The following is a 24,603-nucleotide window of genomic DNA, read 5'->3' as shown; positions in this document are numbered from 1 at the left end:
TTGGTCTTCCCGGGTTGTCGTGCCGGTGATCGTAATCATCGTCATCTTCTTCCTCATCGTCATAATCCTCATCATCATAATCTTCGTCGTCATCATAGTCATCGTCATAATCATCATCATCATAATTATTACGGTATCCGTCAGAATAGTCATCATCTTCTTCATCGTAATCATCGTCGTCATACTGATCATCATAATCGTAACGATCGTCATCATCATCGTAGCGGTCATCTTCACGGTTGTAAGAACCGCCTCTTGAATTGTTGTAATTTGAGCTTCTGCCCGAAGCATTGTTGGAAGATCCGGATCTTCCTGAGCCTGAATTTCTTCTGGTTGACATAAATTAATATTTTATTGGTGTGCGGTAGAATATTCAACAATTAAGCCGCAAACTTTAAAAAAATAAGATGTGGTATCTTTTATCACACAACACATTATCTGCGGTTTCAGAAAATACTTCTTCATTTTCTTTCCAGCTCCGGCCATTGGCTTGTTAATTGATAAAAGAAACTTTAATCAAACAAGCGGTTGGTGAAAAAAATTGTGTTATTCGGACTTCTTATCTGTTTTTCCTTTGGTTATGCACAGGAGAAAAGGGATTCCCTGTATTACAGGATCGAAAAGTTTTCGGATAAGAGAAAATTCACCAGGTTTCTTCACCGTTTTATCTTCCGCAGGGAGCCCGACTCGGCTTCCGTAAAGACAACAACTGAAAAACAGGTTCAGCAGACGTCCGACGGCAAGTACATCAGGAACGTGCATATTGAGACCATTGACCCGTTCGGATATGGTGCCGGGGACCGAAAGGAAAAATCCAGATGGTATGACTGGTTTACCAATCATCTTCATTCCAACACCCGAATTTCCACGGTGAATAATTACCTGCTGTTTAAAAAAGGGGAAGAGTACAATGCCCAGAAACTTTATGAATCCGAACGTCTTTTACGGGCCATGCCATTTATCAACCGGGTAAGCATCAGCGTTTCCGACAGTACTTCGACCAGGGATTCAATTGATGTGGTAGTGAAAGTGCTGGATTCCTGGAGCCTTAAGCCCCGGGCCAGCTATTCCGGAAGCAAGATCGGCATGGGGATTAATGAAGAAAACCTTTTAGGATTGGGACACGACCTGGATTTCCTTTACCGGAATGATTCCAAAGAGAAACAGGATTATTTCCTGGGAAGTTATACCGCCTACAATCTTTGGGGTTCTTATATCAATGCGCAGATTTTAGGAGAAAGGGATTTCTACAAAAATGAAAGGATCAACCTGAACGTAAAACGGGATTTTTTCTCTCCACTGACGAAATGGGCAGGCGGTTTCAGCTTTGAATATTTTATGCGCCATGTCTTGCTTCCTCTTGAAGAAGATACTGTTTTTCCGGAAGTACAGATCAAAGTGTACAGCCAGGATCTCTGGGGCGGCTACCAGATTCCCGTTTCATCGGATCCCGAAACTAAAATTTCCAGCAACATCGCCCTGATCGGAAGATTTCAGAATTACCAGTACAAGGACAGTCCCGGGATTGATCAGTATGACTACTTCAGCTCCTACAGCAGCTTCCTCGCCTCAGCAGGACTTATCCAAAGGAAATTTTCCATTGAAAAAAATATCTTTCAGTACGATCTTCCGGAGGATATTTCCTTTGGCTATTCGGCTAACCTGACTTCCGGATTTCTGGCCAGAAGCCATAAAATCATCCCGTATGCAGGCATTTCCGCTTCTTATGGTGATTTTACGGAACTCGGCTATTTTACCGTAAAGGCCCAGTTCGGAAGATTCTTTAACGAAGACCGTCAGAACCGTGAGTCTTTCCGGTTCGACGGGACGTATTTTACCAATCTTACCGACTGGAAGTTTGCCAAAGCCCGGCATTTCTTTTCTCCGACTTTAGCCTTGGGGAATCCGCAGCATAACTACTCCTACCGCGACCGGATCAATCTTTCCGGAAGCGATGAATTCCCGGTATACAACGGAGATTATATCGGAACCAAAAAACTGGTGCTCCGGTACCAGCTGCAGCTTTTTATCAACAAAGCCTGGAAGAATTTCCATTTCAGCCCCTACATTACCGCGGCGGCAGGATGGCTGGCCATGCCCGATGAAAAGCTCCTGAAGACCAACACCAATACCAAGATAGGAATTGGTCTGATGATCAACAATCCTTTTTTAGTCTTTAACAGGATCCAGATATCTTTTACCTATTATCCGAAGGTGCCTTTCGATAATGATCATGTTTTCGATTTTAACAGCAACCGGAATAATGTGCTGCCACTGAATGGTTTCGGTACGGAAATCCCGCATTTCGTGAACTTTGGAAACTAAGTGGCCGTTTAAATTTAACCTTTATATTTTACCATCAGGAATTAAATTAAACCCGTAATAGAATTCAGATGTGCAGCCTGGAAGCCGGATTCCTGAAGTTTCTTTGCCAGGCTGATATCCGGGAGGTTATTGAAATCATTTGCTTACCTAGCAATAGAAACTTATTTAAAATCCTGGCTCACCAAACTGACTTTCAGTCTCTCATTTAAATAATCAGATGATTCCCGTGAGTAATCGACTGTTTTCTTAATTACGATTTTCACGTCTTTTACAGCAGAACCCATTTAAATCGGGAGCGTAAACCAGAATTCGGATCCCTGTCCTTCTTCGCTTTCCACCCCAACTTTCCCACCGTGCTCTTTAATAATATCTCCACTGATGAATAAACCGAGGCCGAGACCGGTGAATTTCTGTCCATGGTAATTGGTCCGGTAATAGCGCTTAAAAAGATGTTCCAGTTGGGCTTTCGGAATACCCGGGCCCTGATCTTTTACACTTATTTTGATTTCCTGATCGTCGATTTTCCGGGCGGTAATGAGGATCTGTTTCGATTCCGGAGCATACTTGACGGCATTGGTAATGAAATTAATCATCACCTGCCCGATCTGCTGGTTATCGGCTATCACCCGCTGGTCGGTATCACCCCGGAAAATAATTTCCTGGTCTGTAATCTCCGAAAAGCTGGAACAGCAGTCTTCAAAAAGTTCCGAAATGGTAAACGGCCGTTTTTCCAGTTTCAGCTGTCCCTGTTCTATCCGGCTGGTATCCAGAAGGCTGTTGATTAATCCTGATAATTTATCAAGGCTGGTGATCGACTGGTTCAGGAGCCTGGCACGGGATTCCGGCGGCAGCCTGTCATAGGAACGCTGCAGCAGCTGCAGGGAAGCTTTCAGGGCAGTTACCGGCGTTTTCAGTTCATGGCTGGCAATGCTGATAAAGTCTTCTTTTCCGCGGGTGATCATTCTTCTCGCCGTGACATCCATAAAGGTGCCTATTCCACCGGTGAGGTTGCCTTCGGCATCAAATAAGGGAGCCGCATTGATGGAGATATACATGATTTCCCTTCCCGGCGCCTGAACACCAATTTCATGGTCATACACCGGTTTTCCAGTAGACATCATGACAGACATGGGGTGCTCTTCTGACGGCAGAGGGGTGCCGTCCAGCCTGAGGTTCTGCCATTGAGGATCATCATACGTTCTTTCCTTGATTTTACTTTCGGAAAGCCCCAGGATGTGCTGTGCCATCGGATTGGCGTAGACCAGCTGTCCGTTGGCATCGGTAACGCCCACCCCTTCTGCCATGGTTTCAAGAATTCCCTGGAGCCGCTGTTCGCTTTTCAGGAGGGTTTCTTCCAAAACGCTTTTTTCGATGATGATTTCTTCACGCTCCCGGATCGCCAGGACCTGGGGGGTAACTTCTACGGCCATATCGATGACACCGGTTATTTCTCCGTTTTCAACAAACGGAGTATAATTAAAGGTGAAATATCCGTGTTCCAGCTGGCCGCTGCGGTTTAAAAGCACTGGGTTCGAATGGTCGGAATTCGGTTTTCCGGTTTTAAAGGTTTCGATCAGCAACCTGGCAGCCGGTTGCCCGTCCAGTTCAGGAAGTACTTCAAAGAGGGATTTGCCGATAACGGAACTGTCTTTTTCAATGAGTTTCAGCATGGCCTCATTAATCATGGTGATGATGAGCCGGTCGCCTTTCAGGAGCATGATGGCCACAGGTGCCTGATTAATAAGATTGCTGAAGCTGATATCGCTTTCGGTTAATTTATTATTAAGCCTGGTAATGGTGTCATTCAGGTCTTTAAGCTCCTGGTTCTTTGAACTGAGGTTTTTATTGGTGTCTCCTAAATGGATTATATCATCCTGAAACTTTTTATTTCCGAAAAGCAGTTCGTCGTTCTCTTTTCTGAATTGCAGATTCTGATCCTGGAATATCCTGTTGGAGTCACCGAGTTTTTCATTGGTAATGGTATATGCTTTATTTAAAGCGGAAAGTTCCTCATTGCTGGAAAGCAGTGTTTTATTGGAGGCTTCCAGTTTTTCTTTTGCTTCTTGCTCCTTTTTTTCCTTTTCAAAAAGAATTTCTCTGGCCCTGATGATTTCAGTTACCTCTTTGGCCGTATGAAGGATGCAGTAGAGTTTTCCTTCTTTATTCATCACGGGTTTGAAGATAAAATCATAATAGGAAGTAATACGCTGGCCTTCAATTTCGGTAGTGGCGGGCATTTCCTTTCCGATATAGGCTTCTTCCGACTCCCATACCCTTTTCAGAAGTTCTGTAAATTGCTGACCTTTCATTTCAGGCAGGGGCTCTTTGAGCTTTCTACCGATTACCGACTGATCTTTTCCCCAGAACGTAAGCATGGCATCATTGGCAAATTGAATAATGAGTTCGGGACCCGTATAAATGGCCATTGCATCGCCGGATTGTTGCAGAAGTTCGAGGAGCGGGTCGATCCCCAAAGCAGAAAAAAAATGAGTCATTCAGTGAAAGGTGTTAATATGATTCAAATCGATACAATAAATTTACGAATTTTTTATGTTAAATCTGATCCGCTTATAATCATATATTTTGAGGGAACAGGAAGGGTAATTCACGTATTAATTGTTTAGATTAAATTAAATAAACTCCGGCTAAGTATCCGATAAAATTTTTCTGAAATCCGGTGTCAAAAACATTCGATTCAAAAATCCGGTAGTATAAAAATCAATCAGGAAGTCTGAGAAACAGGGGAGTGGATCAAAATCTTTTGTCCTGTTTCAAAACCGGATCATACTTTAGTGAAAGACAGATCTTAAAAGACCTTTGGTCTTCATATTCCTTTTTTTAGATGGTTTAATTGAAACTCTGCATGAGGAAACCGTTTAATAAACGAAGTGAATTCAACCGTATTAAAATCAAATTCAGCTGTTTATGCAATTCAAAAATAAGCCTAAGTTTTTTTTGAGTCAGGGTTAAATTGAAACTCCGTCTGACAGAATGACAAAGTAGGTGGTTTGATGATCAGGACCTTTGATCCTGTTTTTGACAAAAGAAACTTCCGGCATCCTCACGTTAAAATAAAAAGCATACAGCAAACATCTGATTTCAGAAATAGACTTCGCCTTCCGGAAATGAAAAACATCTGCTGCTCATATTTAAATAAGTCTACTTTTGGGCCTAATAAAATAAAGATACCACATAAACCCATATTGTCGTATGATTAAACGTAAAACTACATAAAGATTCATACCTTTGCCGCCTTTTAAAACTGTTAAGTGACATTCAACAAACTATTATTTTTAGGGGTATTTACTGCTCCCTTATTTCTCAGTGCCCAGCGGGCGGTTTCCAGGATTTATTCAGATTACGGCGGCTTTTGGGACAGCTTCAACACCGTACAGCCCGATAACAGCCATAACCTTCTTGCTTTCAGATGGGATGCGGACGGGCCAGGCACGGCCTATGCACCGGTAACCTACAGCACCGGAGTCAACGATGCAGCGCTCACCACAGGCGGCGTTACGTTTCAGCCCGGAACTTTTATATCCCTGCCGATTTATAACATCCCTGCACCGGGAAGCAGTACATTTATCGGGGTAGGAAAAATGTACGGAGGAAACGGTAATATTTCACCGGTGCCCGTCAACAATAATATGGTGGAATATCTGTCAGACGGCGCCAATGGCCTTGGTCTGGGTTCCGCCATCTTCAATATTCCTCAGGGTTCGAGCATCAGCCTCAATACCATGGGGATTGTAGCTTCTTCTATCGGCGACGGGGTTCCGGACCTTATTTTTACCCAGATGGGAAATCCTTCTTCTGCCAATGACAGCTATCATTTTGAAGATATCAACGGAAATATCGTCGGAACTACTTATTCGGTGGCTTTCAGCAATGTACCCAGCATCGGAAAAGCCTGCTGGAAATTCTATAATGCCAATGTAAATCCGCCTGCCTACAATGCAGGGACCTCTTCCAGCTGTGAACGGGAAATCAGGGTGCTGGCTGCCGATTGGTCTGAATTCGGGATTACCTCTGCCAATTATCCGCAGGCCGTGAAACTGATCCAGTCGTTTTCGGGAACCTCGGATCTTGCATTTATCGGGGCCTATAACCATGAATCGATTACCTTTGCCGCCAGTATCGCAGGATATGTCTATAATGATAACAATGCCGGAATACCCGACGGGAACGGCCTGGCAGGAGTTACGATGAAGCTTTTCAGCAACAATGTGGAAATTCGCAGTACGGTAACCAATACCCTGGGGTTTTATTATTTTGATAATATCAATACCAATGTCAGTCAGGGGCCTTACCGGGTAGAGGTTGTGCCACCGTCAGGTTTTCAGGTCGTGGGGAACAGGATAGGCACTACTTCATCCAGCCTCCCGGTTGTTTTAAACAACAGCACTTCGACAGGTAACCATTTCGGTCTTCATCAGGCGCCGGTTGCTAATAATGACCATCTTTCCGTTGAAAAGAACAATGCCAAAAGCCTGCTGATTACAGGTAATGATACGGATCCCGATTCCGGAACGCTGGTGCTTTCTTCCATTGATCTCATGCCGCCTTCCGGTGCCGGAAATATCATATACAGCAACGGGCTGGTAAAAGGTTTTACCGTGAACGGGCAGGGAACCTGGCTGGTCGATAATGCAGGCTTACTGACTTTTACGCCTGTAATGAATTTCTTCAGCACTGCAAGCCCTTTCACATACACAATAAAGGATGCGGCTAACTTAACGAGTAACCAGGCAACCATTACAACAGCGGTTGATTACTGTACCAAACCGGGACTGACCGGAACCCCCGATGCATATACGGACCTGGGAATATCCACGCTTTCATCGCGGTTCAAAAACTGGCCTGCCGGTCCGGGCATCAGCAACGGAGGGATTCCTAACGGTGCAGTGGCTTTGGAATCTTCCGGTAAAGGCCTGGTCATCACCAGGGTTGCCGGTACCGCTGCGGTTGCAGATCCCGTAAAAGGAATGATTGTTTACGACCGCAGTGCCCAGTGTGTGAAACTGTATAACGGATCTGTCTGGAACTGTATTAAAAGAAGCTGTAATGATTAAAATTTTGATGAAATTGAAGACGAAATATATTCTGCCGCTCTTACTGGCCGGAAATTTTATAAATGCCCAGGTTTCCATAGGTAAACAGGGCCTTTCGGGAGGAAGTTCTATTCTGGAATTTGCTGGCATGACCCAGACTTTCGCTCCTGAAGATATGGAGACAAGCAATATCAGAGGGATCATTCTCCCGTCCGTGGTTGCTTCTCCGGTTTTCACACCGGTTAATCCTTCAACCAATCATCCGCAGAACGGAACTTTTTTACTGGATAGACAGACCTCAAAAGTACGGATGTTTGAAAACGGGAACTGGATCGATATGACGGATTCCGGAAATGTTTCATCCCTGATTCCTGTGGCAGGGACTGAAACGGGCAACGGGGTTATTGTCGGGGCAGCGTCAAGCAGTTCAAAAGGTGTGTTGGTATTGGAATCGGCAACCAAAGCGATGATCCTTCCGCACATCAAAAATCCGCACCTTACCGTTAAAAGCCCTTATCCGGGAATGATGTGTTTCGATACCGTCAGCAAATCGGTTGCGGTGTTTGACGGAAATAAATGGAGCTACTGGAAATAACCGCTATCCTGAATAGTATTGGTATCAATGAAATAACCTCCGGGACATACTGTTCCGGAGGCTGTTTATATAGGGGATGTAAGCGAATCAGTTGTTCTGCAAATTGCCGATCAGATCTTCAATTTTAACGATTACATCATCGATATCAAAAGGCTTGGATACGAAGACGTCCGCTTCGCAGGAATTAATGACAGTCGCTTCTTTGGCATGGGCGCTGATGATCATCACCGGAATATTGGAAGTCAGGGGATCCTGTTTCAGTTCATTGCATAAATCGGTTCCTGAACCATCCGGCAAACGTACATCGAGAATAAAAATATCGGGAACTACGGATCGGTCTCTTTTGTTAAATGCTTCCGCAGTAGAAAAGGAACGCACATCATAATTCTCAAATGACAGGAGCAGCTGTAATGCATCTCTGATGCCTGTCTCATCTTCAACGATAAAAATTGTTTTCATATACTTTCTGGCAGGCAAAAACAAAGCCAATCTCGGTCTGGCAGAATAATTTTTTGATCAACGGTTGCAGACGGTCTTTTTTAATTCTCATCTGGCCTTTTATAAAGGTTGGAAAAAAGCGCCTGTGCGCATCCCAACATTACATCATCATTTCACATTCAGGAAAAATCAGCATAAGTATCAATCAAATTATTTCTCCGGCAAACCAGCGTTTCCGATCTTTATCAGATGCAGCAGTTTCATTGCTGCCATTGTCCCCATACTGAAACCGTCGTTAATGATGCATTCATACGATTCGTCCAGGTATTTGGGAAGGATCCCTTCGGTAATGGCTACGACCTTGACGGCTGATGTCTCTGCTTTCTTTTTAATCAGCGAGCTGTGCAGCCCGGCCAGCGTTTCGTCGCTCATTGCAAAATATCCGTCGAAATGTTCATAATCCAGAATAATGTTCAGCTTTTCTTTTACCTGATCTGCCGATTCGCAATAGATTACTTTACATTCTATATCAGGACGGGTACTGATTTTCTGTAGGAAAAAATCTCTCCGGGTCTGGGTGATGTCGAGATTTTCATCCCCGAAGACGGCCAGGATTTTTTTACATTTTCCTTCTGTAAACTTTTCAGCCGCTGCTTCTGCATACATTTTATTATCAAAAATAATCTCTTCAAAGAAATTTTGCGGAATCGTTTTGTCGAAAATCACGGCCGGAACTTCCAGTTCCCTGATTCTCTGAAGATGCGAAAGATCTTTGGTGTGCCGGGTCAGGGAAATCAGGATCCCGTCTACCCGGGAGTTGATACAGGTAATAATATTTTCGGCCTCCATGCTGAGCGACTCTTCCGAAGAGAGGACGAAAAAATGATAGCCTTCCCGGTGAAGCACCGAAGAGATCCCTTTAATAATGGAAGGGATAAAAAACATCGACATTTCGGGAATGATAAGTCCGATTACCTTCGAAGATTTTTTCCGGAAATTAATGGCAAAGTCATTGGGAACATAGTTGAAGGTAGTTGCCGCCTCCTTTACCCGCACCTTCACGGCCTGGCTGATGTCCGGATGATCCTTCAGTGCTCTGGATACTGTAGAGATGCTGATATTAAGCATTTCAGCAAGGTCTTTTATGGTGACTCTTTTCATTCTTAAGTTAATGGAGACGATATTTGGGTTAATTTCGTGATATTATATCGCTAAATTTAAGTTAAAAAAGGTTAATATTTTCGCAATAAAAGTTAATAAAAAGTTAAATTATAAATTACTTATCCACCGCAAACGTTTGCGCAAACGTTTGAAATTAATACAAATTTAATACAGTCTGTAAACCGTATTTTGAATAAGGTAAAAAAAATACTTTTAGACCATCATTAAAAACTCCTGAAAAATATGGAATCAAAAATTTTTACCAGACTGCTCGTTTTCGGTGCCATGAATACCGCAGCATTCATGTTCTCCCAGAATGTGCAAAATGACACGATTACCCGTGGCAAAGCCATTGATGAGGTGGTGGTTACCGGAAATTCCAATCCGAAGGCTTCCATCAAGACCAGTACCTCTATTTCTACATTAAAGCTGAAGGACATCGAAAATGCAGCCCCGAGAACCACAGCCGAGATTTTCCGGACCATTCCCGGAATCCGTTCCGAATCTTCAGGCGGTGAAGGAAACTCGAATATTACCGTAAGAGGGGTTCCTGTTTCTGCCGGAGGTTCACGGTATTTGCTGATCCAGGAAGACGGTCTGCCGGTGATGCAGTTCGGGGATATTGCCTTTGGTACCCAGGACCAGTTCACCAGATTCGATTCTTTTGTTTCAAGAGTAGAGGCGCTGAGAGGAGGTTCGGCATCCGTTTTTGCCAGCAATTCTCCGGCGGGGATCATCAACTTCATCACCAAAACAGGGGAGAAGGAAGGCGGAAGCATCACGCAGCAGCTGGGCCTCAATTATAAAAACTACCGGACCGATTTCGATTACGGGACCCGGATCGCCGAAGGCACGTATGCAGCAGTAGGCGGATTTTACCGCATCGGGGACGGACCCCGGAAAGCAGGTTTCAATTCCAACAACGGCGGACAGTTCAGGCTATCGTTGCTTAAAAAATTCGATCGCGGAAGTTTCAGGGTTTATGCCAAAGTACTGGATGACAGGACGGCTGCCTATATGCCGATGCCGGTAAGCGTAACGGGAACGGACTCTGATCCGAAATGGTCTTCATTGCCGAATTACAATATCCTTACCGGAGCCTTGCAGACGATCAGTCTTCAGCACGACCGGACTTTAGGGAACGACGGCAATATCTTCAACAGCGATATTTCAGACGGAATGCACTCCGTATCCAAAACCATCGGTGCCGAATTTAATTATGATCTTGGAGAAGGCTGGAAATTTGAAGAGAAAATACGCTATGCTGCGAACAGCGGGCAGTTTATTGCGCCTTTTCCGGCCAGTGTAAGCAAAGGAAGCGATTTTTTTACGGCAGGGAACTTTACCAATTTCGGAAGTGCCGTATATGCAGGAACCAATACACCGGTCGATATGAATGCTTATTATATGAAATTCGCCCTGTTTAACGTAAAGCTCAACAACTTCAATAATTTTGTGAATGATTTTAACATCAGCAAAAAATGGAGCCAGGTGAAAATGAATGCCGGATTATACAAATCTGCCCAAGACATCAATATGTCCTGGATGTGGAACAATTATATCCAGGAAGTTAGCGATAACAATGCAAGACTGGTGGATGTAAAAAATACATCAGGCACACTCATTACAGACAATGGTTTACTGAATTACGGGATGAAGGACTGGGGCAACCTGAAAAGGGATTACAATACCAAATACGATATTACCGCTCCGTACGCCCAGGTGGAAATCAACGCTACCGATAAACTGACGATTGATGCCGGGGCAAGATATGACATCGGAAAAGTAAGCGGTTATTTCTCCGGTGCTACGGTAACGTATACCAGCCGCGACATGAACGGAAACGGGGTGATCGATATTCCGGAACAGATGGTGGGTTCAAATGATAACATCAATGTTCCTGTGAATTACCGCTACGGAATCTTCGGGTATTCGGTAGGAGCGAACTACGCACTGAATAGTAAAAACGCTGTCTTTGCAAGGGTAAGCCAGGGCGGAAGCGCTTCGGCAGACCGGATCCTGTTTTCCGGCTACAACTATACCAACAATAATGATCCGGCACTGGATGCGGTAAAGGTAAACAAAGTAAACCAGGTGGAAGCCGGATATAAGCTGAGAGGAGCCGGTTACTTCCTGAACACCACCTTATTCTATGCCGGGACCAAAGAAGCCAACTACGAAGCAACCACCCAGAGAAAAACGGAAAACAAATACCAGTCGCTGGGTGTGGAGCTGGATGGCTACTACCGGATCAGCAGAAGCTTCGATGTAAAAGCCGGACTTACCTATACCCACGCCGAAATCAAAAACGCACTTGATCCTACGATTATCGGGAACATGCCGAGAAGGACACCGGAGCTGATGTTTTCCGTAAACCCTAATTTCAGTAGGGACGGGTTCAGCATCGGGTTCTACCTGATCGGGGCTACAAAAGCCTATACCCAGGACAGCAACAAACTGATGATGCCGGGATATGCGATTGTAAATCCTTATGTTTCTTATCAGATCATGAAAAATCTTTCCGTTAGCGTCAATGCCAATAATATCTTCAATACCATTGCAGTTACGGAAGCGGAAGAAGGTTCCATTACCGGAGGAAACGGCATTGTACGGGCCAGAACACTTCCGGGAAGTACCTACAGCGCGAGCATGAAATTTGATTTTTAATAATTTAAACTCTGTGGAATGAGCTTTACGGTTCATTCCGCTTTTTTAAAAACAACACGATGTTTAAACAGGAAGCTATTGAAATGATCAGAAAAGCCATTACCGAAGAAGGGATTCTGGCGTCTGCCCAACAGCGCGACAATTATGCGAGGGTATGGGCGCGGGATTCGATGATGGCGGGATATGCGGGCATTTTAATCGATGATGAGGAAATCCTTGCAGGACTTGAACAGTCGATCCTTACGCTGGCCCGGCAACAGGCTGAAAACGGACAGGTCCCATCCAATGTGGTGAACGGCAAAGCCAGCTACGGAACCCATGTCGGAAGAACCGACGCCACCACCTGGTTGATTGTAACGACCTGCGAATACCTGAAAAGACCGGAAAAAGAAACCCTTAAAAACCAGCTCCGGCAGCCGGTTTACCAGGCGCTTTCCTGTCTGAAAACCTGGGAGTACAACCAGAGGGGACTGGTCTACAGTCCGCTGGGCGGAAACTGGGCAGACGAATATGTAACTTCCGGATATACTTTATACGATAATATCCTACGGTACTGGGCATTGAAAAATGCGGCAGAAATTTACCAAGATGAAGAACTTCATGCCAGGGCTGTCGGCACAAAACAGCTGATCCAGGAAAATTTCCTTAAAAATAACTCCGGTAGTGTAAAATACCACGAGACAGCTTATGCCAAAGCTCCGGTAAAACCTTATTTCTGGGCATCCCTTAATGCGAACGGTTACGACGCACGGTTTGATCTTGCCGGAAATGCATTGGCCATCCTCCTTGATTTTGACCTGGACTTAAAAGCCTTTTCAGACTTTCTCGAATCGGTTCACCGGGAATTCCGTCACTGGATGCTGCCTGTCTTTTACCCTGTGATTCACCCCAGCGACGACGACTGGCGTCTGTTGGAGAACAATTACAGCTACAGTTTCAAAAATAAACCGTACCATTTTCACAACGGCGGATCGTGGCCGATTTTCCTGGGCTGGCTCTGCCTTGGGCTTAAAAGAAGAGGACTACCGGAAATCCCCGGAAAAATCCTTGCCCAATATGAAACGCTGATGAGAGAAAAAGGAGAACCTTTCAGGGAATACTATTCCACGGATGGGTTGCTCCCGCTGGGAACGGAAGAGCTTTGCTTTTCCGCATCGGGATACCTCTTTATGACGGTTTGAAATGAAAAACACATAAAGCACATTAGATTTTAGATTAAGGCATTGCGCATATTTCAACTCACATCAGATTAAAAATCAAAGATTTTTTAATATTGTCATATTTTGAGAAATTGGAAGGCCTGGTGGCTGAGGCTCTCGAAGCCACATAAAATGATCTTTGAAAATCCATGCAATCTATGGGAGAAATTTCAACCACAAAAGTCACAAAAGCTTTTTTGGCACATGAGTCACATGAGATTTTAGTTTAGCGTATTGCGCATAGGTTCAGATCACAAAAGAATAAAAATCGAAGATTTTCATTAGGTGTAATTAATCATCAAGGAATTTTAAAAATAAGGCTTAAGCTTTTAAAAAATAAAATAAAGCGTCATCATCTGTGAAAATCCGTGAAAATCTGTGGTAGAAAATAAGCTCTTTGCGGTCTTCGTTAAGTAGAATGCGTTGGCGAACTTAAAAAACAGTTAGCAGTCAAAAAAATTTTGTGGCCTATGCGTTAAAGAACAAACAACAAGATAAAAACAACAACATGATCGGTGATACAATCGAATTAAATGAAAACTACCTGGCTCCTGCCAGAGACATCATAGCTCTATTAAAAAAAAGATTTCCACTGAAGGGCAAGACCAAGTTGGCCATCGGCATTGCCGGTGAAAGCGGAAGCGGAAAGTCGGTGACGGCATTTGCCCTACAGAAAGTACTGGAAGGGCAGGAGGTAAAAAGCCTGGTCCTGCAGATGGATGATTATTTTAAGCTTCCTCCGGGAACCAACCATAAAAACCGGTTGAAGTCGTTGGAAAATGTGGGAATCCATGAAGTGGATCTGGAAAAGCTGGCTCAAAATATCAAAGACCTTAAAAACGGAGTTGCAGAAATCGAAAAACCTTTGGTGAATTACAGTGAGAATTCCATAGGAACGGAGATATTTGATGCTTCAGCTTACGATGTCGTAATTGTGGAAGGAACCTATATCTTTGAAATCGATTTTTTTGATTTTAAAATTTTCATCGACCGGAATTATAAAGACACCTATGAAAACCGTGTGAAGCGTAACCGTGACGAACAGAGTGATTTTGTAGAGCAGGTACTGGAAATTGAACACCGGATCATCCGGAATTTCAAAAATAATGCGGATCTTATCCTCGGAAAAAACTATGAACTGATAAACCCGGATTTATGAATACAAAACGAATCATTCCGCGCCTGAGCTTCTGGCAGATCTGGAATATGAATGTCGGCTTTTTCGGTATTCAGTACAGCTTCGGACTGCAGCAGACGGCCGTAAATCCCATCTATTCCTTTCTGGGAGCCCATGCGGAACAACTGCCGATCCTCAACCTGGCAGGCCCGATTACCGGACTGCTGATCCAGCCGCTGATCGGGGCCATCAGCGATAAAACCTGGAGCCCGAAGTGGGGCCGCCGGAAGCCGTTTTTTCTGCTGGGTGCCGTGTTCTGCAGTGTTGCCTTGTTTCTGTTTCCGTTCAGTTCTTCGATCTGGATGGCCTTAGGCCTGCTGTGGATCCTTGATGCAGCCAACAATACCGCCATGGAGCCTTACCGTGCTTTTATCGGAGACAAGCTGCCGGAAGACCAGCAGACGTTTGGGTTCCAGATGCAGAGCCTGTTCGTAGGAGCGGGGATTACCCTGGCCAACCTTTCACTTTTTGTGTTTCAGAAATATCTGGGAGGCAATGCGGCGGGCGGTGGAATCCCGGTTTGGGTATATTATTCATTTTTTCTGGGATCTTTCTGTTCGATCGCTTCGGTAGCCTGGTCCGTTTACAGGACACCTGAAATTCCGCCGGCCGCTGAAGAACTGGCAGAACTGAAAAAAGCAAAAGAAGAAAGTACTTTTTTGACACCTTTTATTGAAATTGCCGTGGCCATCCGGGAAATGCCGAAAATTTTATGGCAGCTGGCTCTGGTATACCTCTTCCAGTGGTATGCACTTTTTATTTACTGGCAGTTTATAACCCCGATGCTTAAATCATCCCTGTACGGAATTTCAGAAGCTGAGGAAACAAAGGCGAATACAATCATGGAACATGCCGAAAACGGGATTTCCGTAGCGGTTTCAGATCTTACCTGGGCGAAAGGCGTGCTTCATCAGGTAGAAGTTGCTGTCGGGCAGACCGGGCTGATGAACGGCTCCTACAATATCGTGACGATGATTTCCGCATTGCTGCTGGTACCTTTTGCCAATAAGTTCACTTCAAAAAACACCTATACGTGCTGCCTTTTCTTTACAGGGGCCGGATTGGTCACCCTGCCGTTCATTAAAAACGAATATCTCATTCTGCTTCCGATGATAGCTTTGGGAATCGGGTGGGCTTCCATGATGGGGCTGCCATATTCAATGGTTTCTCCGTCAATCCCTCATCAGAAGAGAGGCGTGTATATGGGAGTAATTAATATGATGATCGTTATTCCCATGCTGATTCAGACCCTGTCTTTCGGGTTTATCTTCAATAATTTTTTAGGTGCTGATCCCTCATCGGCAATCATAACGGCCGGGATTTTATTTGCTGTGGCAGGAATCAGTGTTTCTATTATGAAACCGGATCGCAGGAAAACCGAATTTATTTAACGTAAATTTAGCTAGATTAAATTGATACCTGTTCCGGCCTTTTATCAGGATTTACTCAGCGTTCGCGTTATTTAATAACTTTTCATGATTCCGGTCATACTGTACAATGATGAGATTCCCTATTTTTATCTTTATAATTTTATAAATTGTATTTCGAGTGTAGTAAAAGGAACAGCAGATTGTTGTTCCTTTATTTTTTCCTTTCATCTCTTCTGACCGTCAGCAGGGTGCAGGAATGAGTTCTTTTACTTTAGATAACGTGAATTCGACCTTATTTGTATCATATTCAATAGTTTATATAGTTTAAAAATAAAATTGAGGCTGATTCGGTCAGGAGCTTAAACAGAATTCCTCCCGGCAGGAAAGATAAACGGTTTACTTTTCTGACAGGATTTTATCATGTCCTGTAATGAACTATTCCTTTGGGACTCTAAAATGATATCAGTTCAATCATGGTTAAAATAAAACTAAAGCTATTGAGTCGGGATTGAATCAGAAATCTATCTGGCAGAATGACAAAATATTCAGTTTGATAATCGAGACCTTTGATCCTGTTTTGACAGGAAAAACTTCCGGCATCCTGCTTCCTTCTTCCAGCCGGGTAATCCAGGTTCTTCTTCGAATTCACGTTTATTTTAAAAAAAAGCAGACAGAAATTAATCGGTCTGCCATTATCATTCAAATAATTCCGGGTAACTTATGAAACCAGCTGGTTGGCTTCGGACGTATGTTTAATGGCCAATGCCACCCGCTTTCCGGCCGTATCACAGAAATCAAGACCGGAATAGTCCGGATTCAGGCCGGCAATATACGGTACTGCCATGATGTACAGATTTTCTGTTGCCTCACCGTAATAATCCAGTGCCTGAAAATGATCGTTGATATTCAATCCGTCCACCCGCAGGTAGAAATAATCGGGTTCTATTTTCAGGATATGGCTGTTGCCCTCTTCCAGAGCTTCCGCTCCTTTATTTTTATCTTTAAACTTGAGATAGCCCGAACTGATGCTTCCACTGTCACGCAGACCTTTAAAAGGAATGTCGTTAAACTGAACGGGCTGCTGTCCGATGGCATCGATATACAGCCGGTAATGCTCCGCTACCTTGTTTCCTTGGTGATCGCTGTAATGGTAGATAATGCCTTCGTTTTCATCGGGCTCCACCCGGCTTTCTTCGTCTACACTGATGAGGTCAATGATTCCGGCATTGTACAGGGCAATAATTTCGCGGTAGGAGGACTGCGGAAGAGAAGCGATAATTACGGAGATCAGCGGCAGAAGGGTTTTGCGCATCCGCATCATATCCTCTGCCGAAAAATGCTTGGCCGGATAATTAATGGCATAGCTGAATGCGGCGAGCATCTCTTTCCAGGCAATGGTCTGATGCCTTTCAATGGATTTCTGCGCTTCCCGGTATTCTGCTTTAAACAGCTCGAAACTATCCAGTTCTTCCCGTAAACTCAGCATTTTCTCTACAAACTCCTCAATGCTCAGATCTTTGATGTCATTATAGAATTTTTCATTCTTTTTTTGCAGCGGTTTTTTAAAATTTCTCTCGAAGATATAATCCAGATCTACAAAACCTCCGTTGTTTTGTTTGTATTCATAAATTTCTTCCTGCGACATGATCCATCCTTCCGAATACGGGCTGCCTTCGGAATGGAACCGCAAGGCCGGCAGATACCCTCTTTTTGAAAAGAGCGTCATTGAAAAATTTTTGCTTTCTTCATGCAGGGTATAGGTGTATCCGTCATCGTTCTTTGTAAATGTCCCGTTCAGGTGGGCTAATGTTTTAATGGCGTCTACAGCCGTGAGGGAAGTTCCCCGGATAGCCACGGCACAGTTGGTCGTTCCGGTAAACTTGGATGGGGGATAAGGTGAATCGAACCAGCCTTTAACTTCACCTTCATTCTTTTTCGGCCAGTGATGCCCGGTACAGAGAATAACATTCGAACAGATATACGAATCGCCCCGTTCGGTTTTGATATGAAACTCATCGTCTTTTTTATAAATATCCGCCACGCCCGTTTCTTTATGCACCTGTACTTCAGTTCCCGTTTTCCTGGCCTGGTTTAAGAGCAGCTTAAACTGCTCTTCCATATAATTTCCGAGGAGTAATCTGGGGATCACCTGGAATTCGTTCAGGTTCCTGTAGTCGCTGAAATCAGGATCATCGGAGTAAGGTTTACGCTTAATGTAATCGCTTAAACTTTCAGGTAAATGGGGAAGCTCATTGGCCGATACGTTGGCCACATGCTCATGGCAGGCACCGCGCTCGCTGTAGGGCATTCCTGCTCCCAGCCGGTTGCCTCTTTCGAAGATGTGTAATTCGTCAGGTAATGCCTGTTCGGAAATCAGATGTTTGACGGCGAACAGAGCGGCAGGTCCCCCTCCGATGATCGCAATGCTGTCGGGCTTTTTCATGAGATTGATATTTTGCGGTTATTCCCGGATCAGAAATGGGTGTCGGCAATATCAGACAACAGTATTTTCTTTGGGTCTTCCTGTTGTATACATCCTTTAAAAAACCTCCTGAAATCAATGATTACAAAAATATTGCCTACCTTATTTATGATCCTCCTCATAATTTGCAATAAGTATGCCTGTGGTGGCGGTGTGGTATCTAAAGTTTACGGTGAATTCCGTAAACAACGGGTTTCAGCCGGACAGGAACGGCTGTTGACAGCTATATGGTTAACGGCTTGTTGATTTGGCTAAGGGCATCTGCAAGTAATTTTACCTGAAGCGGCCTTTTCTTTTTATCTACCTCCAGACGGTTGTAAAATCCGGTTTTTACAATCACCATATTCCGCTCGGGAATCATGATGATAAACTGGCCGAGAAAACCGTAGAAGAACCGGCATTTTGTTGGGTTCTCATCATCAGCCCATACGGTAAAGCAAAAAGCATCATTTTCGGGAGTGGGGGTAAGCATCCTTTTGCAGTAGTCTTCGCTGATCAGCTGTTTGCCTTTCCACCGGCCGTTCTGCATAATAAGCTGCCCGAGTCTTGCAAAATCCCTGGCCGTGGCATGGATACAGCAGAAAGCTTTTTCCATTCCTTTTTCGTCGGTGCTCCATTTTGCCGGAAACTCCATATTCAGCGGTTTCCATATTTTTTCGGAAAGGTAAGTGGCAAGATCCTGGTTAACCGCCTTTCTGAGGGCTAGCCCCAGAAGCTGAGCAGCCACGCTCTGGTATTCGTACCTTGTGCCCGGCATCTCAATAAAACCGATGTCAAAAGCCTGTTCTGCAAGGTCTTCCACAAAATACTGCTTTGAGTTTTCGGCAAAGGGGTGGCGGTATTCCTCAATCCAGTCGAATCCGGCCTGCATGGTCATCAGATGCCTGAAGGTAAGGTGTTTCCCGTAAAAGCTTTCCGCATACCGGGGAAATACCGTAGAAACCAGTTGGTCTTCCGATTCCAGGTAACCGTCATCAATGGCACATCCGGTCAGGACAGATAAAATACCCTTTGCCATGGAAAAAGAATTCATGAGGGAAGAGAAATCGTGGTCTTTCCAATACTGCTCATGCAGCAGTTTCCCGTTCTGCACCACTAAAAGGGAAGAGGCCCTGGTCTTTTTCAGTTCATTTAAAATATCCTCTGATAATGTCATCCGGTTGTAGTGGGCATCTTTTTTCCAGGCTTCTGCTTTCAGATTCGGCACCGGCCGGGAAGGGAATTTTTCTTCATCATCGATAGAGGGGGTAACGGCACCTTTTTTCAGATTGAGGGCTGCGGCTCTGAAAATGTAGCCGTATCCGGAAAGATAGATAGCTGCTGCGACTGCTGAAGTTCCCAAGGCCAGGGCCGTTATTATTTTTTTCATAAATTAAACCTTATAATTAAAGACCGGTCATTTTTTCAACAGCATTGGCACCTTCTCTTATTTAAATTCAGTGATTTCGGTTAAGATGACTCTGGAATAATTAATAATTTTAGTGCCAAACTTGATTTTAATTTTTAAATAAGGAAAGTCTTTCCCATAAGTCTGCCGCTTCGCCAGATAAGTGCCTTATTTAAGGAACGGTTTTTGTAACTTTTTGGCAGATCACTTAAAAATTTACAAATCGAAATATTATGAAAAACTATCTACTGCCGGTAGCAGCTTTATTGTTGTTTAGCTGTAAGGACAAGAACAAATCCAACGGAACAGGATCAGGCGATACCGCCGTTACCCAGACCGATACCCTAAAGCTTCCGCCGCCCAATGAAAAAGCTTCCAAAAATAAATTCAGCAATGTCATCGGCTGGCCGAAAGATAAAGCGCCAACGGCTCCCGAAGGATTTACAGTGACCCGTTTTGCAGAGAACATCAAGAGCCCGAGGAACATGATCCAGGCTGAGAACGGCGATATTTTTGTAGTCCTTTCCAATTCTGAGCGATCGGTTTCCGAGAAAATCAAAAACGACATCAGTGGCAAAAGCGATGCGGAAGTCGGCGGAAAATCGGCCAACAGGATCCTGATGTACCGCGATGCCAACAAAGACGGCATCCCGGAATCCTCATCCGTATTTCTGGCCAACCTGAACCAGCCGTATGGTATGCTGATCATCGGCAACCAGTTCTACGTAGCCAACACCGATGGCGTGTGGGTCTACCCATATAAATTGGGAGATACTAAAATTACACAGCCGGGAAAAAAAATCGTAAGCCTTCCTGCGGGCGGTTACAACAACCACTGGACCCGGAACCTGATTGCCAGCAAAGACCAGTCTAAAATCTATATTTCCGTAGGATCCGGAAGCAACGTCGGAGAAAACGGAATGGAAAATGAAATCAGAAGAGCCAATATCCTGGAAGTAAGCCCGGACGGAAAAGGAGAGAAGATCTATGCCGCAGGTCTCAGAAATCCGGTAGGTATGAGCTGGAACCCGGTAACCGGGGAACTCTGGACGGTAGTGAACGAAAGGGATGAACTGGGTGACGAGCTTGTGCCGGATTACCTGACGGGGGTGAAGCAAGGCGCCTTTTATGGTTGGCCGTATGCGTATTTCGGAAAAAATGAAGACCCGAGAAGAAAAGGGGAAAAACCGGACCTGGTAGCAAAAACCATTGTTCCGGATGTCCCGTTGGGTAGCCATACCGCATCGCTTGGACTTACCTTTTATACAGGCGCACAGTTTCCGGGGAAGTATAAGGACGGCGCGTTCATCGGACAGCACGGATCCTGGAACCGATCGTCACTGGCCGGATATCAGGTTGCTTTCGTTTCTTTTAAAGACGGAAAAGCTTCGGGTCCTTACCAGCCGTTCCTCACCGGTTTCATTGCCAACGAACCGAAAGGGGATGTGTACGGAAGACCGGTCGGCGTGCTTCAGCTTGCAGACGGGTCGTTACTGGTAGCCGATGATGTAAGCGGCATCGTCTGGAGAGTGGCGTACAATAAAAAATAGTTTTAATTCATTTAAATAAAATAAGGTAAACTCGAAGAAGAATACGGATGAAAAGGCTGGAAGAGGGAAGCAGGATGCCGGAAGTTTATTAGATCAAAATAGGACCGGAGATCTTTGTATTATCTTAAAGTCATGAAGGAACGGCTTATTACAGGATACGATAAAATCCTGTCAGAGGTATGGACCATTGATTTATCCTACAAGAAGTCATTCTATTTGATATCCTGATTGATAAAGCCTTAATTTTGCTTTTGAATTGATTAAATATTTGAATACAAGCTGAATACAGGCGAATTCACGTAAATAAAAACAGGCAGTCTTTCGGATTGCCTGTTTTATTGTAAACTTTTCTGAAGTTTCCATACTTGATCATACGGTTATTCAGGTAATTTCAGCGTCTAACTTGCTGTCGTTAATGTCGGTAAGATAAACCGACAAAATAATGTTTCTGTGCCTGATGCTGGATCCTGTAATTCAGTCCTGCATCCATCTTAAAATCTTTAGCTATATCGACCTCAATGGCTGCGTTGATGTAATTGGACAGCTCGTGGGCTTTGAAATCATAGGTGTAATAGGTTTCCGCTATCCCGTCGACTCCTTTGGCAATGGAATGGCTGAGCGTCAGGGTCTGCAGCAGTTCGGTATGCATGGCCGGCAGATCCAGGTCTTTCAGGCGGTCGACTTCCACCTGGAATCCGAGTTTCCATTCGCCCGGCAATTTATACATCATCGGAACAATCAGCCCTCCTTCAAAACGGCTCTCATCATCGTATCCGGAAGTCGGGAATTTAACATAAGGCAGAATGGCCATAACGAAATTCCCATGATCATTTCCGATCAGGTTCTGTTTAATCCTTACATTGATGTCTCCAAATCCGTCGGTTCTCCGGATATTTCCTGAAGACAGGTCTTTTTCCCGCTGCACCCCGTAAGTCTCGAAGCCGATCTGTATGGCCGTTGAACCGGTAATCCCCAGTTTCAGGTTTCCATGATTAACCAGTACCGTAGAAACTTCCCGGGAATCAGATCTTTCTTTCTCGAGCCGGATCAGGTCGGTTTCGTACTGGAAGTGTCCGGCGTCCACCGTGTAGGCCGATTCCGTAACGTCCGGCCGGTCAGTCTCCATCTCCCTCATCAGGGATTCCGGAACAGGATTGAAAAGCGAATAATGTTTCTCCTGATTTTCCTGTCCCCGGTAAGCGGCAGGGATGAGGAGCATGCTGCCTAGCAGCACGGCAAAGCGTTGGTTTTTATTCATGGCTGGATTTCCGGGATTGCATGGATTAAGCGGTAGTAAAAGAAGGTCAGAAATTGACCCTGATGTCTTCCGGTGTTTTCACCACGACCCGGATGCGTGTAGGATGGTCGATAACATCATAATCGATGTCATCCGAGAGGTGACCGTCTTTTTTCTGCTGTATCCTGATGCCGTCAAAACCCACCTCGTCTTTGGATATTTCAAGATAGTAACAGTTCTGTTCTTCGTCGTGGATAAAATGTTCTTTTTTAAATTCGATAAATTGCATATTTCTATTTTTTTGGTGTTTTAAATCAATGAGCCACTGCAGAAGGCTCTGAAAAAGTCAACACAAAAACGGAGCCATAAAATGATCATACCGCCCCGAATATGCCCGAAGTGGTACCAAAATATAATGCGGATCTCATGGACCCGCATTATATTGTATTAAAAAAGAAATTACGCCTGTATAAATTCCAGGAGGTCTTTATTGATGGTATCTGCTTCTGTGGTCGGCATTCCATGCGGAAACCCCGGGTAACTGATCAGTTTGCCGTTTTTCAGCAGTTTTGCCGATTTCAGTCCTGAATTTTCATAAGGGACAATCTGGTCGTCTTCACCATGCAGTACCAATACCGGAATCTCCACCGCTTTCAGATCCTCTGTAAAATCCGTTTCCGAAAAAGCTTTTACGCCGTCGTAATGGGCAACGATACCGCCCATCATTCCCTGTCTCCACCAGTTATTCCGGATACCGTCTTTTATATCGGCACCTTCCCGGTTGTAGCCGTAGAAAGGAATGGTAAGATCCATATAGAATTGCTGCCTGTTGTTCATTGTCTGTTCCCTGATGTTATCAAAAACCGACATTGGGACCCCATCCGGATTGTTTTCACCGGCCACCATCACCGGAGGTACGGCACTGATCAGTACGGCCTTTTTCGCTCTTCCGTTGGCATATTTGTGAACATAGCGGATCACTTCGCCTCCGCCTGTGGAATGTCCGATATGAATCACTTCTTTCAGATCCAGGAATTGGACCAGTTCGGCGGCATCCGAAGCATATTGTTCGATGTTGTGGCCGTAAATATTCTGGCTGGACCTTCCGTGGCCCCTTCGGTCATGGGTAATCACCCGGTATCCGCGTTGAAGGAAAAAGATGACCTGTGCGTCCCAGTCGTCCGATGACAAAGGCCATCCGTGGTGAAACATCAGCACCGGGCCCTGCCCCTGGTCTTTGTAAAAAATCTCTGTTCCGTCTTTTAATGTAAGTGTACTCATAGCTGTAAATTTTTTGTTTCGATTAATTGTTTTGTTGTTTATTTCTTTGACAAAAGTAGGACATCGGCATAAGACAAAAATTGACCTGGGTTAATTTCGTACGGTTTGATGAAAAATTCTGAAGCTGTTGATTAAAATTTTAAAGCTAAAAAACCGGGTGCCTTACCTGAAAAGGATTTCCTTATCATGACGACCCTTTTTGACCGGTTTTTTGCCGGCATCCGTTTTTTGAGGGATAAAACATGGATCATTTCCAATAAAAGCCTGTTTTCTGTACGAATTCATATAAATTTTTTCTTCACCATTAGGCTGGAATTCCCATAAAACCTATATTTGCAGCCTAAATTTTTGAAATAATGAAAGAACTAATTGAAAAAATCAACGCGGAATTTGAAGCTTTCACAGCTGAAGCTAACCAACAAGTAGAAAAAGGAAACAAGGCAGCGGGAACAAGAGCCCGTAAATCAGCTTTGGAACTTAGCAAACTGTTCAAGGATTTCAGAAAAGTTTCTGTTGAAGAAGCAAAAAAATAGTTGTTCTAAAAAAACCGGCTCAAAAAGCCGGTTTTTTTTATGGTCAGTGGCGAATAGTGAATAGTGAATAGTGAATAGTGAATAGTGAATTTTGCTTTGCAGGTGAATGGTGAATTCAAAGTTGAATATTCACCATTGACCATTAACAAG

At 44.4% G+C, this 24,603-nt stretch carries 18 protein-coding genes; 9 read left to right on the top strand and 9 right to left on the bottom strand.

Annotated elements, in window-relative coordinates; all coding sequences use genetic code 11:
* On the bottom strand, positions 1-340 hold a 340-nt coding region (locus CHA01nite_RS17570), incomplete at its 3' end, for a hypothetical protein (protein ID WP_176589816.1).
* Positions 341-531: 191 nt separating this feature from the next.
* Between CHA01nite_RS17570 and CHA01nite_RS17565 the strand changes: the two genes are divergently transcribed.
* Positions 532-2,325: a BamA/TamA family outer membrane protein gene (locus tag CHA01nite_RS17565; protein WP_228458446.1), complete on the top strand. Its 1,794-nt coding sequence runs from the start codon at positions 532-534 to the stop codon at positions 2,323-2,325.
* Positions 2,326-2,609: 284 nt separating this feature from the next.
* Here the strand turns inward: CHA01nite_RS17565 and CHA01nite_RS17560 are convergent, their stop codons facing one another.
* Positions 2,610-4,820 (bottom strand): PAS domain-containing sensor histidine kinase, encoded by a 2,211-nt coding sequence (locus CHA01nite_RS17560; protein ID WP_146943775.1) that lies wholly within the window; start codon positions 4,818-4,820, stop codon positions 2,610-2,612.
* A 774-nt stretch (positions 4,821-5,594) separates the two neighbouring features.
* On the opposite strand from CHA01nite_RS17560, the gene CHA01nite_RS17555 reads away from it, so the two are divergent.
* Together CHA01nite_RS17555 and CHA01nite_RS17550 are read left to right on the top strand one after the other, a co-directional pair.
* A complete protein-coding gene (locus tag CHA01nite_RS17555) occupies positions 5,595-7,397 on the top strand; it encodes a cadherin-like domain-containing protein (RefSeq protein ID WP_146943773.1) in 1,803 nt (600 codons plus the stop codon).
* Between the two features lie 7 nt (positions 7,398-7,404).
* On the top strand, positions 7,405-7,971 hold the full coding sequence (locus CHA01nite_RS17550) for a hypothetical protein (RefSeq protein ID WP_146943781.1): 567 nt from the start codon (positions 7,405-7,407) through the stop codon (positions 7,969-7,971).
* 87 nt (positions 7,972-8,058) lie between these two features.
* Here CHA01nite_RS17550 and CHA01nite_RS17545 read toward each other — a convergent pair whose 3' ends face one another.
* Complete coding sequence (locus tag CHA01nite_RS17545; RefSeq protein WP_146943771.1) at positions 8,059-8,430, bottom strand: response regulator; 372 nt, start codon at positions 8,428-8,430, stop codon at positions 8,059-8,061.
* A gap of 189 nt (positions 8,431-8,619) precedes the next feature.
* Complete coding sequence (locus CHA01nite_RS17540; RefSeq protein ID WP_146943769.1) at positions 8,620-9,570, bottom strand: LacI family DNA-binding transcriptional regulator; 951 nt, start codon at positions 9,568-9,570, stop codon at positions 8,620-8,622.
* Between the two features lie 243 nt (positions 9,571-9,813).
* Between CHA01nite_RS17540 and CHA01nite_RS17535 the strand changes: the two genes are divergently transcribed.
* From CHA01nite_RS17535 to CHA01nite_RS17520, 4 genes are all read left to right on the top strand, one after another.
* The gene (locus tag CHA01nite_RS17535; protein WP_146943767.1) at positions 9,814-12,237 is read left to right on the top strand and encodes a TonB-dependent siderophore receptor; all 2,424 of its coding nucleotides are present in this window, start codon (positions 9,814-9,816) and stop codon (positions 12,235-12,237) included.
* Between the two features lie 59 nt (positions 12,238-12,296).
* Positions 12,297-13,418 (top strand): glycoside hydrolase 100 family protein, encoded by a 1,122-nt coding sequence (locus CHA01nite_RS17530; protein WP_146943765.1) that lies wholly within the window; start codon positions 12,297-12,299, stop codon positions 13,416-13,418.
* Positions 13,419-13,944: 526 nt separating this feature from the next.
* Positions 13,945-14,595 (top strand): uridine kinase family protein, encoded by a 651-nt coding sequence (locus tag CHA01nite_RS17525; protein WP_146943763.1) that lies wholly within the window; start codon positions 13,945-13,947, stop codon positions 14,593-14,595.
* The gene (locus CHA01nite_RS17520) at positions 14,592-16,004 is read left to right on the top strand and encodes an MFS transporter (RefSeq protein WP_146943761.1); all 1,413 of its coding nucleotides are present in this window, start codon (positions 14,592-14,594) and stop codon (positions 16,002-16,004) included. Before CHA01nite_RS17525 ends, CHA01nite_RS17520 begins: the two co-directional genes overlap by 4 nt.
* A gap of 697 nt (positions 16,005-16,701) precedes the next feature.
* Here CHA01nite_RS17520 and CHA01nite_RS17515 read toward each other — a convergent pair.
* Positions 16,702-18,426 carry an FAD/NAD(P)-binding protein gene (locus tag CHA01nite_RS17515; protein ID WP_146943759.1) on the bottom strand — a complete coding sequence of 575 codons (1,725 nt, stop codon included), beginning with the start codon at positions 18,424-18,426 and terminating at the stop codon, positions 16,702-16,704.
* Between the two features lie 262 nt (positions 18,427-18,688).
* Positions 18,689-19,834 carry a serine hydrolase domain-containing protein gene (locus tag CHA01nite_RS17510; RefSeq protein ID WP_146943757.1) on the bottom strand — a complete coding sequence of 382 codons (1,146 nt, stop codon included), beginning with the start codon at positions 19,832-19,834 and terminating at the stop codon, positions 18,689-18,691.
* Between the two features lie 251 nt (positions 19,835-20,085).
* Here CHA01nite_RS17510 and CHA01nite_RS17505 point away from each other — a divergent pair, with 251 nt between their 5' ends.
* Complete coding sequence (locus CHA01nite_RS17505) at positions 20,086-21,402, top strand: PQQ-dependent sugar dehydrogenase (protein ID WP_146943755.1); 1,317 nt, start codon at positions 20,086-20,088, stop codon at positions 21,400-21,402.
* 412 nt (positions 21,403-21,814) lie between these two features.
* On the opposite strand, the gene CHA01nite_RS17500 is transcribed toward CHA01nite_RS17505, so the two are convergent.
* The 3 genes from CHA01nite_RS17500 to CHA01nite_RS17490 form a co-directional block, all read right to left on the bottom strand.
* Complete coding sequence (locus CHA01nite_RS17500; RefSeq protein ID WP_146943754.1) at positions 21,815-22,660, bottom strand: transporter; 846 nt, start codon at positions 22,658-22,660, stop codon at positions 21,815-21,817.
* Between the two features lie 46 nt (positions 22,661-22,706).
* Positions 22,707-22,928, bottom strand: coding sequence for a hypothetical protein (locus tag CHA01nite_RS17495; protein WP_146943752.1), 222 nt, complete (start codon positions 22,926-22,928; stop codon positions 22,707-22,709).
* 170 nt (positions 22,929-23,098) lie between these two features.
* Positions 23,099-23,920 (bottom strand): alpha/beta fold hydrolase, encoded by an 822-nt coding sequence (locus tag CHA01nite_RS17490; protein ID WP_146943750.1) that lies wholly within the window; start codon positions 23,918-23,920, stop codon positions 23,099-23,101.
* Positions 23,921-24,276: 356 nt separating this feature from the next.
* Between CHA01nite_RS17490 and CHA01nite_RS17485 the strand changes: the two genes are divergently transcribed.
* Entirely contained in the window at positions 24,277-24,453 is a 177-nt protein-coding gene (locus CHA01nite_RS17485; RefSeq protein ID WP_146943748.1) for a BF3379 family histone-like protein, read from the top strand.
* The last annotated feature ends 150 nt before the right edge of the window (positions 24,454-24,603 follow it).

Source organism: Chryseobacterium hagamense (assembly GCF_007991455.1).
Lineage (GTDB): Bacteria > Bacteroidota > Bacteroidia > Flavobacteriales > Weeksellaceae > Chryseobacterium > Chryseobacterium hagamense.
The sequence above is the reverse complement of the archived record's forward strand: the minus strand, read 5'-3'. Positions and strand labels throughout refer to the sequence as shown.

Excerpts from the sequence above, each read along its gene's own strand:
- CHA01nite_RS17560 (WP_146943775.1), bottom strand. The coding sequence starts at position 4,820 with ATGACTCATTTTTTTTCTGCTTTGGGGATCGACCCGCTCCTCGAACTT.
- CHA01nite_RS17550 (WP_146943781.1), top strand. The coding sequence starts at position 7,405 with ATGAAATTGAAGACGAAATATATTCTGCCGCTCTTACTGGCCGGAAAT.
- CHA01nite_RS17545 (WP_146943771.1), bottom strand. The coding sequence starts at position 8,430 with ATGAAAACAATTTTTATCGTTGAAGATGAGACAGGCATCAGAGATGCA.
- CHA01nite_RS17540 (WP_146943769.1), bottom strand. The coding sequence starts at position 9,570 with ATGAAAAGAGTCACCATAAAAGACCTTGCTGAAATGCTTAATATCAGC.
- CHA01nite_RS17535 (WP_146943767.1), top strand. The coding sequence starts at position 9,814 with ATGGAATCAAAAATTTTTACCAGACTGCTCGTTTTCGGTGCCATGAAT.
- CHA01nite_RS17530 (WP_146943765.1), top strand. The coding sequence starts at position 12,297 with ATGTTTAAACAGGAAGCTATTGAAATGATCAGAAAAGCCATTACCGAA.
- CHA01nite_RS17525 (WP_146943763.1), top strand. The coding sequence starts at position 13,945 with ATGATCGGTGATACAATCGAATTAAATGAAAACTACCTGGCTCCTGCC.
- CHA01nite_RS17520 (WP_146943761.1), top strand. The coding sequence starts at position 14,592 with ATGAATACAAAACGAATCATTCCGCGCCTGAGCTTCTGGCAGATCTGG.
- CHA01nite_RS17515 (WP_146943759.1), bottom strand. The coding sequence starts at position 18,426 with ATGAAAAAGCCCGACAGCATTGCGATCATCGGAGGGGGACCTGCCGCT.
- CHA01nite_RS17510 (WP_146943757.1), bottom strand. The coding sequence starts at position 19,834 with ATGAAAAAAATAATAACGGCCCTGGCCTTGGGAACTTCAGCAGTCGCA.
- CHA01nite_RS17505 (WP_146943755.1), top strand. The coding sequence starts at position 20,086 with ATGAAAAACTATCTACTGCCGGTAGCAGCTTTATTGTTGTTTAGCTGT.
- CHA01nite_RS17500 (WP_146943754.1), bottom strand. The coding sequence starts at position 22,660 with ATGAATAAAAACCAACGCTTTGCCGTGCTGCTAGGCAGCATGCTCCTC.
- CHA01nite_RS17495 (WP_146943752.1), bottom strand. The coding sequence starts at position 22,928 with ATGCAATTTATCGAATTTAAAAAAGAACATTTTATCCACGACGAAGAA.
- CHA01nite_RS17490 (WP_146943750.1), bottom strand. The coding sequence starts at position 23,920 with ATGAGTACACTTACATTAAAAGACGGAACAGAGATTTTTTACAAAGAC.
- CHA01nite_RS17485 (WP_146943748.1), top strand. The coding sequence starts at position 24,277 with ATGAAAGAACTAATTGAAAAAATCAACGCGGAATTTGAAGCTTTCACA.